11 protein-coding genes and 1 other RNA gene are annotated in these 14778 nt (G+C 66.2%); 1 reads left to right on the top strand and 11 read right to left on the bottom strand.

Annotated features, from left to right (window positions below):
• Nucleotides 1-2 precede the first annotated feature (2 nt).
• From mraY to BUB39_RS08185, 11 genes are all read right to left on the bottom strand, one after another.
• Nucleotides 3-1088: a phospho-N-acetylmuramoyl-pentapeptide-transferase gene (gene mraY, locus BUB39_RS08240; RefSeq protein WP_073052427.1), complete on the bottom strand. Its 1086-nt coding sequence runs from the start codon at nt 1086-1088 to the stop codon at nt 3-5.
• Nucleotides 1088-2551, bottom strand: a complete 1464-nt coding sequence (locus BUB39_RS08235; RefSeq protein WP_073052426.1) for a UDP-N-acetylmuramoylalanyl-D-glutamyl-2,6-diaminopimelate--D-alanyl-D-alanine ligase — start codon at nt 2549-2551, stop codon at nt 1088-1090. The genes mraY and BUB39_RS08235 overlap by 1 nt, the downstream gene beginning before the upstream one ends.
• Nucleotides 2548-4008: a UDP-N-acetylmuramoyl-L-alanyl-D-glutamate--2,6-diaminopimelate ligase gene (locus BUB39_RS08230; RefSeq protein WP_073052879.1), complete on the bottom strand. Its 1461-nt coding sequence runs from the start codon at nt 4006-4008 to the stop codon at nt 2548-2550. The genes BUB39_RS08235 and BUB39_RS08230 overlap by 4 nt, the downstream gene beginning before the upstream one ends.
• Nucleotides 4009-4077: 69 nt before the next feature.
• Nucleotides 4078-5817, bottom strand: a complete 1740-nt coding sequence (locus tag BUB39_RS08225; RefSeq protein ID WP_073052425.1) for a peptidoglycan D,D-transpeptidase FtsI family protein — start codon at nt 5815-5817, stop codon at nt 4078-4080.
• Complete coding sequence (gene ftsL / locus BUB39_RS08220) at nt 5814-6335, bottom strand: cell division protein FtsL (protein ID WP_073052424.1); 522 nt, start codon at nt 6333-6335, stop codon at nt 5814-5816. Before ftsL ends, BUB39_RS08225 begins: the two co-directional genes overlap by 4 nt.
• Complete coding sequence (gene rsmH / locus BUB39_RS08215) at nt 6335-7348, bottom strand: 16S rRNA (cytosine(1402)-N(4))-methyltransferase RsmH (protein WP_073052423.1); 1014 nt, start codon at nt 7346-7348, stop codon at nt 6335-6337. Before rsmH ends, ftsL begins: the two co-directional genes overlap by 1 nt.
• Nucleotides 7345-7812: a division/cell wall cluster transcriptional repressor MraZ gene (locus BUB39_RS08210; protein ID WP_073052422.1), complete on the bottom strand. Its 468-nt coding sequence runs from the start codon at nt 7810-7812 to the stop codon at nt 7345-7347. The genes rsmH and BUB39_RS08210 overlap by 4 nt, the downstream gene beginning before the upstream one ends.
• A gap of 546 nt (nt 7813-8358) precedes the next feature.
• An RNA gene (gene rnpB, locus BUB39_RS08200) (RNase P RNA component class A) lies at nt 8359-8757 on the bottom strand.
• A gap of 71 nt (nt 8758-8828) precedes the next feature.
• Nucleotides 8829-9341, bottom strand: a complete 513-nt coding sequence (locus BUB39_RS08195; RefSeq protein ID WP_073052420.1) for a lytic transglycosylase domain-containing protein — start codon at nt 9339-9341, stop codon at nt 8829-8831.
• Between the two features lie 121 nt (nt 9342-9462).
• Nucleotides 9463-10248 (bottom strand): N-acetylmuramoyl-L-alanine amidase, encoded by a 786-nt coding sequence (locus BUB39_RS08190; protein ID WP_073052419.1) that lies wholly within the window; start codon nt 10246-10248, stop codon nt 9463-9465.
• Nucleotides 10245-10949 carry a TerB family tellurite resistance protein gene (locus BUB39_RS08185; protein WP_073052418.1) on the bottom strand — a complete coding sequence of 235 codons (705 nt, stop codon included), beginning with the start codon at nt 10947-10949 and terminating at the stop codon, nt 10245-10247. Before BUB39_RS08185 ends, BUB39_RS08190 begins: the two co-directional genes overlap by 4 nt.
• A 137-nt stretch (nt 10950-11086) precedes the next feature.
• Here BUB39_RS08185 and BUB39_RS08180 point away from each other — a divergent pair, with 137 nt between their 5' ends.
• A complete protein-coding gene (locus BUB39_RS08180; protein WP_139251381.1) occupies nt 11087-14755 on the top strand; it encodes a hydantoinase B/oxoprolinase family protein in 3669 nt (1222 codons plus the stop codon).
• The last annotated feature ends 23 nt before the right edge of the window (nt 14756-14778 follow it).

Genomic DNA, 14778 nt, shown 5'->3' with positions numbered 1-14778 from the left:
GCCTACCTCAGCTTCAGGCTGGAGAGGCCGACAAGCGCCAGCACGACGGCGATGATCCAGAAGCGGATGACGACCTGCGGTTCGGTCCAGCCGAGCTGTTCGAAATGGTGATGGATCGGCGCCATCTTGAACACGCGCTTGCCGGTCAGCTTGAATGACGCGACCTGGATGATGACCGAGACCGCCTCGAGCACGAAAAGGCCGCCGATGATGGCCAGAACGATCTCGTGCTTGGTGGCGACCGCGATGGAGCCCAGCATGCCGCCAAGCGCCAGCGAGCCGGTATCGCCCATGAAGATCGCAGCCGGCGGCGCGTTGAACCAGAGGAAGCCGAGCCCGGCGCCGAACATCGCGCCGCAGAGCACGGCGAGTTCGCCTGTCCCTGGCACGAAGTGGATCTGCAGATATTCCGCGAAGATGGCATTGCCCGAAAGATAGGCCATGACGCCGAAGCTTGCCGCGGCGACCATGACCGGCACGATGGCAAGGCCGTCGAGACCGTCGGTGAGGTTCACGGCATTGCCGGCGCCGACGATCACGAACGCCCCGAACGGGATGAAGAACCAGCCGAGATTGAGCACCCACGACTTCACGAAGGGGAATGTCAGCGCATCGGCGAGCGGCCCGCCGGCGAGGCGCGAGAGCACGTAGCAGCCGATGGCCGCGATCACGAATTCGACGAGAAGACGCGAGCGGCCCGAAAAGCCCTTATGGCTCTGCTTCGTCACCTTCAGATAGTCGTCATAGAAGCCGATCAGACCGAAGCCGACTGTGACGCCGAGCACGACCCAGACATAGAAGCTGGTGAGATTGGCCCAGAGCAGGGTCGAGACGATGAGCCCGAACAGGATCATCAGCCCGCCCATGGTCGGCGTGCCCTTCTTGGTCAGAAGGTGGCTCTGCGGCCCGTCTTCACGGATCGGCTGGCCCCTGCCCTGTTTCATGCGCAGCGCACGAATGATCGTTGGCCCGAACAGGAACACGACGATCAACGCCGTCATCGTGGCGCCGCCGACGCGGAAGGTAATGTAGCGAAAGACGTTGAAGGCCGAGAACTGCGCCGATAGATCCCCCAGGAAATACAGCATCAGGCGAGTCCTTCAATCTCAGGATCTTGCCCGGCATTATCTGGCTCGGGCTTGGCAAAGCGGGTCGTCAATCGCTCGACGAGGGGCGTCATCCGGCTGCCCTTGGAGCCTTTGACCATGATCACGTCGCCGCCCGCAATGGCATCGCCGAGAATCACGTCGAGTTCTTCTGCAGTCTCCGCATACTGGCCTTGCATATCGCTCGGCAAGACGCTCCACAGCGCCTGCATCAGCCGGCCCGCGCAATAGACGCGGTCGATGCCCGCCGCGGTCAACGGCTCGACGAGGCCGGCATGCATCTCCCCCGAGCGCTCGCCGAGCTCCAGCATGTCGCCGAGCACGGCGATCCGCTTGCCCCCCGGGGCGGGCTTCGAGGCGGCGAGAACGGCGATCGCGGCACGCATGGATGTCGGATTGGCGTTGTAGCTCTCGTCGATCAGCAGGGCCTCGCCCTCGCCCAGCGACAGCACATGCTGCGCGCCACGGCCGGCGGGTGCCGCCATGCCGCTCAGCGAATCGGCCGCGAGATCGAGGTCGCCGCCGAGGATGTGAACCGCGAGCAGCACCGCGAGCGCGTTCTGGACGAGGTGGCGCCCCGGTGCACCAATCGTGAAGCGCACCTCGCGGCCAAGAATATCGGCCTTGACGCTGGAATGGTCGGGCAGAAGATCGATAGCGGTCAGCCGCGCTTCCGCATCGCCGTTCTCGCCGAAGCCGAGCACCCGCTCGACACCGGAATCGATCGCCATCAGCGCAAGCGGTTCGAACTGCGGATTGTCGCGATTGAGGATCGCCACCCCACCGCGCTCGATCCCCGCGAAGATCTCGGCCTTGGCGCGCGTAATGCCCTCGATGCCGTCCGGAAAGAACTCGACATGAACAGGCTCGATCGTCGTGATGATGCCGACATGCGGCCGCACCTGCTGGACCAGCGGGACGATCTCGCCCGGATGGTTCATGCCGATCTCGAACACCGCATAGGCGGCATCGGCGGGCATGCGTGCCAGCGTCAGCGGCACGCCCCAATGATTGTTGAACGAGGCCGGCGAGAAATGCGTCGGCCCGGTGGCGGCGAGCGCGCGCGCCAGCATTTCCTTGGTCGTCGTCTTGCCGACGCTGCCGGTAACCGCCGCGATACCGGCCACCGAACGCGCACGCGCAGCCCGGCCGAGCGATTCCAGCGCGGCGAGGACGTCACCGACCACGACCAGCGGGATTGTCAGCCGTCCGAGCGCCGAAAGGCGATCCTCGGCAATGACGGCGACCGCCGCGCCCTGCGCCGCAGCCTTGCCGACGAAATCATGGCCGTCGAAACGATCGCCGCGGATCGCGAAGAAGGCATCCCCCGGCTTCACCGTGCGGCTGTCGATCGAGATGCCGGAGATTGCCGGGGCGGCAGTCGAGGTCGGCCGGCCGCGCATCGCGGCGACGAGAGCCTCGAACGTCCAGAGCGGCTCTGTCATGCGGCTACCCCGCGAGCGATGGCGTCACTGACCGCCTCATGATCCGAGAACGGATGCACCACGCCCTTCACGATCTGGCCGGCCTCATGACCCTTGCCGGCTACGCAAAGAACATCGCCCTCGCGTAGCATGGAGACGGCCTCGGCGATCGCCCGGCGCCGGTCGCCAATCTCGATCGCTCCCGGCGCAGCGGCCAGGATGGCCGCGCGAATGGCAGCCGGATCCTCCGAGCGGGGATTGTCGTCCGTGACGATAACGACATCGGCGCGGCGGCTGGCGACCTCGCCCATCAGCGGCCGCTTGCCAGCGTCGCGATCGCCGCCCGCGCCGAAAACGACGATCAGCCGGCCGCGGGTCATCGGGCGCAGCGCCGCAAGTGCATGATCGAGCGCGTCGGGCTTGTGAGCGTAATCGACGAAGACGGCGCCACCGCTTGGGGTGATGCCGACCTTTTCGAGCCGGCCCGGAGCGCCTTCGAGGTCCGCCAGCGCAGCGATGGCTGCGGCTGGAGCGATACCGGCGGCGACGGCAAGGCCGGCCGCGACGAGCGCGTTCGAGGCCTGGAAACCGCCGGCCAGCGGCAGGTCGACTTCCATGCTCTCGCCGAACACATCGAGCTTGAGAACCTGATGCAGATCGGCCGGCGTCATGGAGATAAGGCGAATCCCCTCCCCGGCCGCGCCGACGCTCACCACCTGCTGCTGGCGGTCGCGCGCGATGGTCGCGACGCTCTCGGCATAGGGCCCGTCGGCGTCGATGACCGCCGTCGCGCCCTCGGGCAGGATCTCGGCGAACAGCCGCATCTTCGCGGCGAAATAGTCCTCGACGGTCGGATGATAATCCATGTGGTCGCGGCCGAGATTGGTGAAGCCGGCGGCGACGAGCCGAACGCCGTCGAGCCGATGCTGGTCAAGACCATGGCTGGATGCTTCGAGCGCCGCATGGGTGACGCCCTCGCGCGCAAGACGGTCCAACGTCGCGTGCAGTTCGACAGGATCTGGCGTGGTCAGGCTGCCATATTCCGCGCCCCAGGGCGCGACGACGCCGATGGTGCCGATCGAAGCGCCGCCGAAGCCGGCTGCCGCGAAGATCTGCCGCGCGAAGACTGCGACAGAGGTCTTGCCGGCAGTGCCGGTGACGGCGACCAGCTTTTCCGGCTGGCGCGGATAGAAGCGGGCGGCAAAATGGGCGAGCGCAATGCGCGGATCCTCGGCACGGAGCACCGGAACGCCGGGATCCTCGGCAAGCGAGGAATCGGTCGCGCAGAGCAGCGCGAGGGCGCCGCGCTTCACGGCTTCGGGTGCGAAGCGCACGCCGTCTGCCGCGACGCCCTTCAGCGCCGCGAAGAGGAAACCAGGCTGAACGGCGCGGCTGTCGGCCGTGAGGCCGGTGATCTCGACGGCAGCGGCATCGGGCGCGAGCGGAATTTCGGTCGAGGCGAGATCGCCAAGGCGCATCACCGGATTACGTCGCATGCGGAGCGTTCCTTCTAGTAGACGGAGCCGAACGGGCGGCTCCATCGGCGCTCAATACGACACAAGCATGGCGTCCGGGTTGCTTTCCTGTTCGGTCCGCGGCTGGACTCCGAGGAAGGCAGCGGACCGACGGACGACATTGCCCGCGACATAGGCCGCGTTCCACGCCGCGAGCGCCGGCATGCCCGGCTTCTCGGGCTTCGGATCGTCAACCGAGATCATCAGGACATATTGCGGGTCGTCCATGGGGAAGACCGCGAGGAACGAATTGAGATAATGGCCCTCGACATAGCGGCCGTTGGCAACCTTCTCGGCCGTGCCCGTCTTGCCGCCGACGACATAGCCGGGAACATCGGCATGACGGCCGGAGCCCTTGACGCCGTTGAAGCGGAACAGCCAGCGCATCTCGTCGCTCGTCCGCTGCGAGACGACGCGGGTCGCCTGCGCCAGCGCATCCTCACGCGTCCGGGGGAAGAAGGTCGGAGGAAACAGATAGCCGCCATTGACGAGCGCGCAGTCGGCCATCGCCGCCTGCATCGGGGTGATCGCGATGCCGTGGCCGAAGGCCACGGTCATGGTCGTGACGTCGCTCCAGCGCTTCGGCACCTGCGGCGACGCCACCTCGGGCAATTCGGTCTTCAGCTTGGTCATCAGCCCGAAGCGGCGAATGTACTCCTGCTGCGTCTGGCTGCCGATGGCCATCGCCATTTTGGCGGTGCCGATATTCGACGAATACTGGAACACTTCCGGCACGGTCAGGAAGCGCGCCTGCGGATGCGAATCATGGATTGCCTGGCGTCCGACGCGAATCGGCGACCGCGCATCGAAGCTGTCGGTCATCTTGACCTTGCCGCTATCGAGCGCCATCGCGAAGGTGAAGCTCTTGAACACCGAGCCGAGCTCGTAGGTGCCGGCGGTCAGCCGGTTAAGGCGGTCGGGCTTGTTGGCATCGACAGGCGCATTAGGATCGAAATCTGGCATCGACGCGAGTGCGACGACCTCGCCGGTCTTGGCGTTGATCATGACGCCCATGGCCGCGACCGACTGATACTTCTGCATCGCGCTGACGAGTTCATCGCGCAGGACATGCTGGACGCGCAGGTCGATCGAGAGCTGGACCGGCTGCTGGCTGTTGGTCTTCATCGCGAAGCCGGCATTGTGCAGGTCGCTGAGGCCGCGCTCGTCTACCGTGCGCTCGAGACCCGCAATGCCCTGGTTGTCGATATTGACCAGGCCGACAATATGGGCGGCTGCCGGGCCGCCCGGATAGAAGCGCTTGTTCTCGTTAAGGAAGCCGACACCGGGGATACCGAGATCGTGGATCTGCGCCTGTTGTGTCGGCGTGATCTCGCGCTTGACCCAAACGAAGCCGGCCTTGGTCGACAGCTTCTTGCGCAGCGCCGTCGCGTCGAGATCCTGCAGGACGCTCGTTATCAGCTCCGTCGCCTCGTCGGGGTCGACGATCTTGTTCGGCTCGGCGAAGAGCGAGGCAGTGCGGATGTCGGTCGCGAGAATCTCGCCATTGCGATCGACGATGTCCGGACGGGCCGTGGCCACAGCCGAGGCGGCGCTGCCGCGCGCCACGGCATCGGCCGGATCGGTGAGGCCGAGCATGACGAGACGGGCGCTGATGATGCCGTAGACAAGCCCGAAGGCGAGAATCGCCAGCAGGACCCGGTTCCGAGTTTGGTCCTGCTTCCGCTTCGCGACGACGGCGGCCGGCTCGCCGCGTGGTTCGGCGCCGGCGGGGCGGCTGAACACATCCGGACGATCGGTAAGGGTCATCGTCATTCGAGATATCCCGTCTCAGGCTGGGCAGGAAGCGCGGGCGCAGCGGCTTTTGGCGCAGGCGGCGCGACGCGGCGCACGGGCGCCGGCGGCTTGACCACCTTCGGTCGTGTCGGCGCCTCGATGCTGCCGGTCTCGATCGAATCGGTCTTGGCGGCGGCCGATTTGCGCGCCGTCTCGGCGCTGCGCATGATCGCGTTTGGCACAGCGTCGGCGCCGGTTTCCATCGCATCCGCCGGGCGGGCCGGCACATCGGCGATCGTCGCGAGCTGGCGCACGTCCAGCGACTTCAGTTCGAGATAGCTGTTGTAGCGCTCGACCAGCGACTGCAGCCGCGACGGCTGATCCAGCACGCCCCATTCGGCCCGCAGCAGATTGAGCTGCTGCTTCTCGCGGGCGATGCCGGCGCGCAGATCCATCACATGGTCGGCGGCCCGGCCGGCGCTGTCCTTCATTGCATAGGTGATGACCGCGACCGCGATCATCAGACCGACCCAGAAGAAGCTCCAGCCGCGCTTCATCACGCTCGCTCCGCCTTGAAGATTGGCAGCGACGGAACACCCGCGGCTGCCGGGTCGAAAGGACGCGCCGGCGCATCGGTGCGGATGGCGGCACGGAGCTTGGCGGACCGGGAGCGCGGGTTCGACGCGATCTCGGCATCATCGGCGACCTGGGGACCCTTCGCGGCGAGGCGGAAGGTGGGCGCGGCGATGCTGCGCTCCGGCATGTGGCGCGAGCCGCCGGCCCGCTCCTCGGAGCGATCGCCGAGGAAGCGCTTGACGATGCGGTCCTCCAGCGAATGGAACGAGACCACCACGAGACGGCCGCCAGGCTTCAGGATCCGCTCGGCTGCCGCGAGCGCAGCGCCGAGCTCGTCGAGTTCTTCGTTCACATAGATGCGCAGCGCCTGGAAGCTGCGCGTCGCCGGATGAATCGTGTCGGTGTGCTTGCGGCCCACCACGCGCTCGATGAGCCCGGCGAGCTGCGCCGTCGAGACGAACGGCGTCGCGACACGATCCTCGGATATGGCGCGGGCCACGGCGCCAGCGCGCCGCTCCTCGCCGAGCACGGACAGGATGCGGGCAAGCTCGCGCGGCGGCATTGTGTTGACGATGTCGGCGGCGCTCGGACCACTCCGCGCCATGCGCATGTCGAGCGGCCCGTCGAAACGGAACGAGAAACCGCGCTCCGCTTCGTCGATCTGCATCGAGGAGACGCCGATATCGAGCACGACGCCATCGACCGAGGCGAAACCGGCGTCGTTCGCGATGGCATCGAGTTCGCTGAAGCGCCCCTCCACGAGGGTCAGCCGGCCGGCGGCTTCCGTAACCAGCCCTGCCCCGCCGGCGATCGCCGTCGGATCACGGTCGATGGCGACGACATTGGCGCCGGCGTCGAGCAGCGCGCGTGTATAGCCGCCGAGGCCGAACGTGCCGTCGATGAAGGTTTCGCCCGGCTGGGCTCCGAGCGCGGCGAGCACGGGGGCGAGCATGACCGGGATGTGGCGCGGCGTGGCGCCTGAGGCATCGCTCATTCCGTGCCCCCTGCCTCGCGCCGGCCACCGAGCCGGCGGCGCAGTTCGCGCACCCGGTTCTTGGCTTCCGCGCGATAGGCAAGGAAGCGCTCCGGCTCCCAGATCTGGAATTTGTAGCCCTGGCCGACGAAGGTGACCGTATCGCCGATCCCGGCATGCGCCTTGATAGCTTCCGGCAGCGCGACGCGCCCCTCCGTATCGACCCTCAGGATTTCGCTCTCGCCGATCAGCGTGGTCGAGAGCAGCTCGTGATCTTCCGAGAACGGCTCGAACAGCGCCAGCATGGCGCGGATCTGCTCCCGGAGCCGATTGCCCCCTGCATCCACGGCATTTTGATCCAGCGTCGGACAACAATAGAGCCCCTCGAAACCGTCACGCATCAGCACGGAGCGGAACGGCGCCGGAATCGACACGCGTCCCTTCGAATCCAGCCGGTTGGTGAAGGTGGAAACGAACTCGTCCATTGCCCCTCTGACCGCTCCGGATGCAACACGCGACGTCCCGTTCCGCGGCCCGCTGCCGAGCACGGATGAAAACCCACGGACGCGAACTGGAAACGCTCGCCCGGGACGCGAATGAGGTCGAAAGCACGGCTGTGAATGCCGAAGGCGACCCCTTCGTACCGGGACGATTTGGGATACCATGGGAGGACATGGGCGTCAATGGAATCGCTCTCCACGGCCAGGCTGCGGCCGTGGAAAACCATGAAGTCGTTAAGCTTAATTTTCCGTTGCAAATCCTTGCGCTGCCTGCGTTTCGGCACGCACGGGTCCGAGCGCTCGATCGAGAGACCGCCGGTGGACAAGTCGGAGGAGATGGAGCGGACGCCGTGATGGGCGGGTGGGCGAACCGTGGGAATTCTGCCCATGCGCAGACTGCAGCATGCATCAGGCCCAAGGCGTCCGCTCAGCAGCGCAAAAGCGCCGGTGAACCGGCCGTCGCGCTGCGGCCCGGACCTCGCGACAGCGCCGCGATGGCCCCGCTCATCGTCGGGATCTTCAGCGAAAGGCAGCGCCAGCTGGCCTATAAGCCGGGTTCTGTAGGGCGGTGGCGAACCACCGCGTGACGACCATTCATCTTGGACGCCCGTTGCCGGACGCCTCACGCAACCAACCCGGGCGGCGGGTCGGGAAACAGACTGGGCTTGCGCCCGTGCCGCCCCTATTCGGTCTTGCTCCCGGTGGGGTTTGCCATGCCGTTCCCATTGCTGGGCCCGCGGTGGGCTCTTACCCCACCCTTTCACCCTTACCCGGACTGCCTCGTAAGGCTTCCCGGGCGGTCTGCTCTCTGTGGCACTTTCCCTGGGGTCGCCCCCGCCGGACGTTATCCGGCACCGTGTTTCCATGGAGCCCGGACTTTCCTCTCCTGCGACCTTTCGATCTTGCAGGAGCGGCCGTCCAGCCAGCTGGCAGGCCAGCACCTATGGGGGATGGGGCAGCGGGTCAACCCCGCCGCCTCCGAAGCCAGGCTGCAAGCTGGCTCAATTCATGGCGATGAGCTGGCGCACCTTGCCGCAATAGGCGAGAGGCCCGCGGCTCATGCGCTTCGCGCCATGGCCACCATTATATTTGAGGATGGTGCCGCAGAGATCGCCGTCGGCCAGCTTTCGGGCCTCGCCGAGATACATCATGCCGTAGCGGATATTGGTGGCGGGCTCGTAGAGCTCTTTCGCCGAGCCGCGATAGCCCATGGCGCGCGCCGTGCCGAGCTTCACCTGCATCAGGCCGATTTCGCCGGCCCGGCCGCGCATCTTCGGATTGTAGTTGCTCTCGACCGTCACGACGGCGTGGGCCAGCGAAAGCGGGACGCCATTGGCGCTGGCATAGCTGGCGATGAGGCTGTCGAAACGCCCATCGCTGCGATCGGCAGCCGCGATGCGGACGGAATTGGAAGGAAGCAGCCGGGCTGAACCGGCGAAGGCGGCGGAAGGCGCAGTCGCAACCGTGGCAAGGGAGAGAGCCGCGGCGAGACCGGTTACGCAGAACGTCTTCATACGGGAGGAGCACTCACATCGTTGACAATGCCCCTGCCAATCGCGGCGGAACTGTCCCGAAATGAGGCAATGAGACGTCACGGATAGGGCCGTGTTCACGATCCCGTGATCGAGGGAACCGTTACCGACCCTTCGCCAGAGCCGTCGTCCGCATGTTCGGAGGCGCCAGCGCGCGGGAGAGTTTATGCAGCGTCGCGACGGTGGACGCATCGGCGATGCCGTCCACCCGTTCGGGGCGGAAATGGCGCTGAAAGGCCGCGATCACCTGCTCCGTGCCGTCGTCATACTCGCCCGTGACGTCGATGCCATAGCCGTAGAGCATCAGGATGGCCTGCAGTGCCCCAACAGAGAAGCCGACATCGCCGCGCTGCAGCAGGCGGCCTCCCGACAACGGCTCGGGCGCGACAAGATGCCCGACCCCGGCGTCGGCAAGCCGCGGCCAGGGAAACTTCTCGCCGGGATCGCGCTTGCGCGCCGGCGCCACGTCGGAATGGGCAAGGACACCCTGCGGCTTGATCGGGTGGCGCGCGATGATGTCGCGGCAAAGGTGGATGACCGCGTCGATCTGGGGCGTAGGAAAATCGGGATAGCCATGGTCGTGGCCGGCATTGGCGATTTCGATGCCGATCGACCGCGAGTTGACGTCGCCCTCGCCATGCCAGGACGAGACGCCCGCATGCCAGGCGCGGTCGGCCTCGGAGACGAGCTGCGTGATCTTGCCGTCCTCGGCCACGACATAGTGGCACGACACCTGCGAGACGGGATCGCAGAGCCAGTCGATCGCCGCCTCTGCCGTCCCCATGTCGGTATAGTGCAGGATGAGCAGGTCCGTTTCGGTGCCCTCTGCCCGCACGCCAAAATTCGGCGACGGCCGCCAGATGGCGGCCGGGTCGCTATATCCGATCATGCAAACGCCCGTTCCTGCCGGATCCGGTCATAGGCGCCGTTGAGCGCGGCGAGCTTTGCCGTGGCGATCGCAATGAATTCGGCCGGAACGCCGCGCGCCATCAGCTTGTCGGGATGGGTCTCCGCGACGATCCGGCGATAGTGCCGCTTGACGTCCTCGTTGGTAGCGGCGCGGTCGATGCCGAGGATGAGATAGGGATCCCCCTCCTCCGGCACGACATGGCGGCTGCTGATGCGCGCGAAAGCCGGCTCGGTGAGCCCGAACACCCGGGCGACGCGGGCGATGAATTCGAGTTCCGCCTCATGGACCATGCCGTCGGCCTTGGCGATGTGAAACAGGCCGTCGACGATATCTTCGAAGATCTCGGCACCCTCGGCGAACAGCCCGGATATCTTGCGCGCATACGCCTCGAACCCGGCCACATCCTGCTTGGCGAGGTTGAACAGGCGAGCGACATTGCGCTTCTCGCCGTCCGGGATTTCGAAGAGTTGCTTGAAAGCGTTGACCTCGTCGCCCGTGACGACGCCATCGGCCTTGGCCATCTTGGCCGACAACGCGATCATCGAAATCGAAAAGGCGGCATGACGCCGCTCGGCCGAGGTGCCGAAGGTCGAACGGACGGCCTCGACGACATGGTCGATCAGGACGCAGGAACCGGGAATCCGGTGAATGATATCGCCGAGGCGGCGCCAGATGCTCATGGCGCGCCAACATAATGCATCGCACGCGCCGATGCGAGACCACCCGACACGGCTCTGCCGCAACGCGTCCGACTTGCAGCGACGGCCGGGTGCGTGGTTCTTGGATGAACGATCGGGCAGTGCGCATGAGGGTGGCGATGACGGCGGGAACCGCAAGCAACTGGGATTTCTGGATCGACCGGGGCGGCACCTTTACCGATATTGTCGGACGGCGGCCGGATGGCGGCATCGTCGCGCACAAGTTGCTGTCGGAAAATCCGGGCGCCTATCGTGATGCGGCCATCCAGGGCATCCGCGATCTGCTCGGCCTCGATCGAGGCGCACCGATCCCGACGGGTCTCGTCGGCGCCGTGAAGATGGGAACCACGGTTGCGACCAATGCGCTGCTCGAGCGCAAGGGCGATCGCACGCTGCTGCTGATCACGCGCGGCTTCCGCGATGCGCTTCGGATCGGATATCAGGCGCGCCCCGACATCTTCGCCAAGAAGATCGTCAAGCCCGAATTACTCTATGAACGGGTCGCGGAGATCACGGAGCGCGTGCGGGTCGATGGAACCGTTGAGGCCGTGCCCAGGACCGACGAGATCGAAGCGGCGCTGGCGGCGGCTCACGCCGACGGCATCCGCGCCGTGGCGATCGTCTTCATGCATGCCTGGCGCTACCCCCAGCACGAACAGTTTGCCGCCCGCATCGCGCGCGCTGCCGGCTTCACGCAGGTTTCGGTCTCCCACGAGGTTTCGCCGCTGATGAAGCTGGTCGGCCGCGGCGACACCACCGTCGTCGACGCCTATCTCTCGCCGATCCTGCGCCGCTATGTCGATGAGGTTGCCGGCGCGCTTTCGGAAGGCGCGACGAGCGACGCACCCGCAACCCGGCTGATGTTCATGATGTCATCGGGCGGACTCACCGCCGCCGAACTCTTCCAGGGCAAGGATGCGATCCTCTCCGGCCCGGCCGGCGGGGTTGTTGCTGCCGTGGAAACAGCTGCGGAAGCCGGGTTCTCGCAGGTGATCGGCTTCGACATGGGCGGCACCTCCACGGACGTGTCGCATTATGACGGCGAGCTCGAACGCTCCTTCGAGACCGAGGTGGCCGGCGTGCGCATGCGCGCGCCGATGATGCGCATCCACACGGTCGCGGCCGGTGGCGGCTCCATCCTGCATTATGAAGCCGGGCGCTTCCGCGTCGGTCCCGATTCGGCCGGCGCCAATCCCGGCCCGGCCTGTTATCGCCGGGGCGGGCCGCTCGCGGTCACAGACGCCAACGTCATGACTGGCAAGCTCCGGCCGGATTATTTTCCGCGCATCTTTGGTCCGGGGCGTGACCAGCCGCTCGATGCGGCGATCGTCCGGGAGAAGTTCGAGGCGCTTGCCGCCGAGATCGGCGACCGGCGCAGGCCCGAAGAGATTGCCGACGGTTTCCTGCACATCGCCGTCGAGAACATGGCGAACGCGATCAAGAAGATCTCGGTCCAGCGCGGCCATGACGTAACGGCCTATGTGCTCAACTGCTTCGGCGGTGCCGGCGGCCAGCATGCCTGCATGGTGGCTGACAGTCTCGGCATGACGACCGTCCTGATCCATCCGTTCTCGGGCATTCTCTCGGCCTATGGCATGGGCCTCGCCGACATCCGGGCTCATCGCAGCCGCGCGCTGGTCAAGCACTTGGACGATGCCGCGGAATCGGAACTTCAAGCCCTTGAATCAACACTTGAAGACGAGGTTGTCGCCGAACTTTCAGGACAGGGCGTAACCGATTCCGCGATCACGGTTTTTGCCCGCGCGCATCTTCGCTACGACGGCACCGACACGCCGATCCCGATCGAGGTGATGCGAAAGGACGCCACCGGACCCGCCGCATGGCTCGCCCGCGCCGCCATCATCGCCGCCTTTGAGGCGGCGCACCGGCGGCAATTCGGCTTCGTCTTCGAGGGCAAGGCGATTGTCGTGGAAAGCCTCGAGGTCGAGGCGGTCGGCGGCGGCGCGCGGATCGCCGAACCGCTGGAAGAGGCGCCGGCCTCGCACCCCGAACCGGTCGAGATGATCACCATCCATTCGGCGGGCTCGGATCACGAGGCGGGCATCCATCTCCGCGCCGACCTGCCACGCGGCGCCGTCATCGCCGGCCCCGCCCTGCTGATCGAGCCGCATCAGACCATCGTCGTCGAGCCGGGCTGGCAGGCGGCCATCACCGGCCATGGCCATGTCGTACTGACGCGTGTCGCAGCGCTGACCCGCCGGCGGGCGATTGGCACCGAGGCGGACCCGGTCATGCTGGAGGTGTTCAACAACCTCTTCATGTCGATCGCCGAGCAGATGGGCGTCACGCTCCAGAACACCGCCTATTCGGTCAACATCAAGGAGCGGCTCGATTTCTCCTGCGCTGTCTTCGACAGCGCCGGTCGCCTCGTCGCCAACGCGCCGCATATGCCGGTTCATCTCGGCTCGATGGATCGCTCGGTGGAAACGATCATCGCGCAGAACGAGGGCATGATGCGCCCCGGCGACGTCTACGCCCTCAACGCACCTTATAATGGCGGCACGCATCTCCCTGACATCACCGTCGTGACGCCGGTCTTCGCGGACGACGGCGAGACCATCCTCTTCTTCGTCGCCAGCCGCGGCCATCATGCCGATGTCGGTGGATCGGCGCCCGGCTCGATGACGCCACTGGCCACCACCGTCGACGAGGAAGGCGTGCTGATCGACAATCTGAAGCTCGTCGATCGCGGCCATTTCCGCGAGGCAGAGCTCGTCGAACTCCTGACAAGCCACCCTTTTCCGGTCCGCAACGTCGTCCAGAACGTCGCCGACTTGAAGGCACAGATCGCCGCCAATGAGAAGGGCGTGCAGGAACTCGCCCGCATGGTCGGCCATTTCGGTCTTGAGACCGTCACCGCCTATATGGGCCATGTCCAGGACAACGCCGCCGAGAGCGTCCGCCGCGTGCTCGGCGCGCTGAAGGATTCGGATTTCACCGTCGAGACCGACCAGGGCGCCGTGATCAAGGTCAAGATCACCGTCGACCGCGAGAAGCGCGAAGCCACGGTCGATTTCACCGGGACGAGCCCGCAGCAGGCGACGAACTTCAACGCGCCGGAGCCGGTGACGCGCGCCGCCGTGCTCTATGCCTTCCGCGTCATGGTCGAGGGCGACATCCCGATGAATGCCGGCTGCCTGAGGCCGATCCGGATCATCATCCCGGAAGGATCGATGCTGGCGCCCCGCTATCCCGCGGCAGTCGTCGCCGGCAATGTCGAGACGAGCCAGCACGTCACCAATGCCCTGTTCGGCGCGCTCGGCGCGCTCTCCTCCTCGCAGGGCTCGATGAACAACCTGACCTTCGGCAACGCCACCTACCAGTATTACGAGACGCTCTGCTCCGGCGCGCCGGCCGGCGTCTTCAACGACGGCAGTGGCTTCGACGGTACGGATGGCGTCCATGTCCACATGACCAACTCTCGTCTCACCGATCCTGAAGTGCTCGAATTCCGTTTCCCGGTGCTGCTCGAGGATTTTCACATCCGCGAGGGCTCCGGCGGGCGCGGCCGCTGGTCGGCCGGCGGCGGCACCCGTCGCACGCTGCGTTTCCTGGAAGAAATGCAGCTCGCGATCCTCGCCTCCCACCGGAAGATTCACCCGCACGGACTGTTCGGCGGCGACCCCGGCCAGCTCGGCAAGACCGAGGTCCGCCGCCAGGACGGCAGCATCGAGCCGCTGAATGGCTGCGACCAGACCGTGCTGAAGCCCGGCGAAGCAGTGATCGTCACCACGCCGACCGGCGGGGGATATGGCGAGCCCAGCTGATCGAACCATCTACCATAGAGAGC

Origin of the sequence: Kaistia soli DSM 19436, assembly GCF_900129325.1 — a bacterium.
In the GTDB taxonomy this organism is placed as follows: Bacteria; Pseudomonadota; Alphaproteobacteria; order Rhizobiales; family Kaistiaceae; genus Kaistia; species Kaistia soli.
The sequence above is the reverse complement of the archived record's forward strand: the minus strand, read 5'-3'. Positions and strand labels throughout refer to the sequence as shown.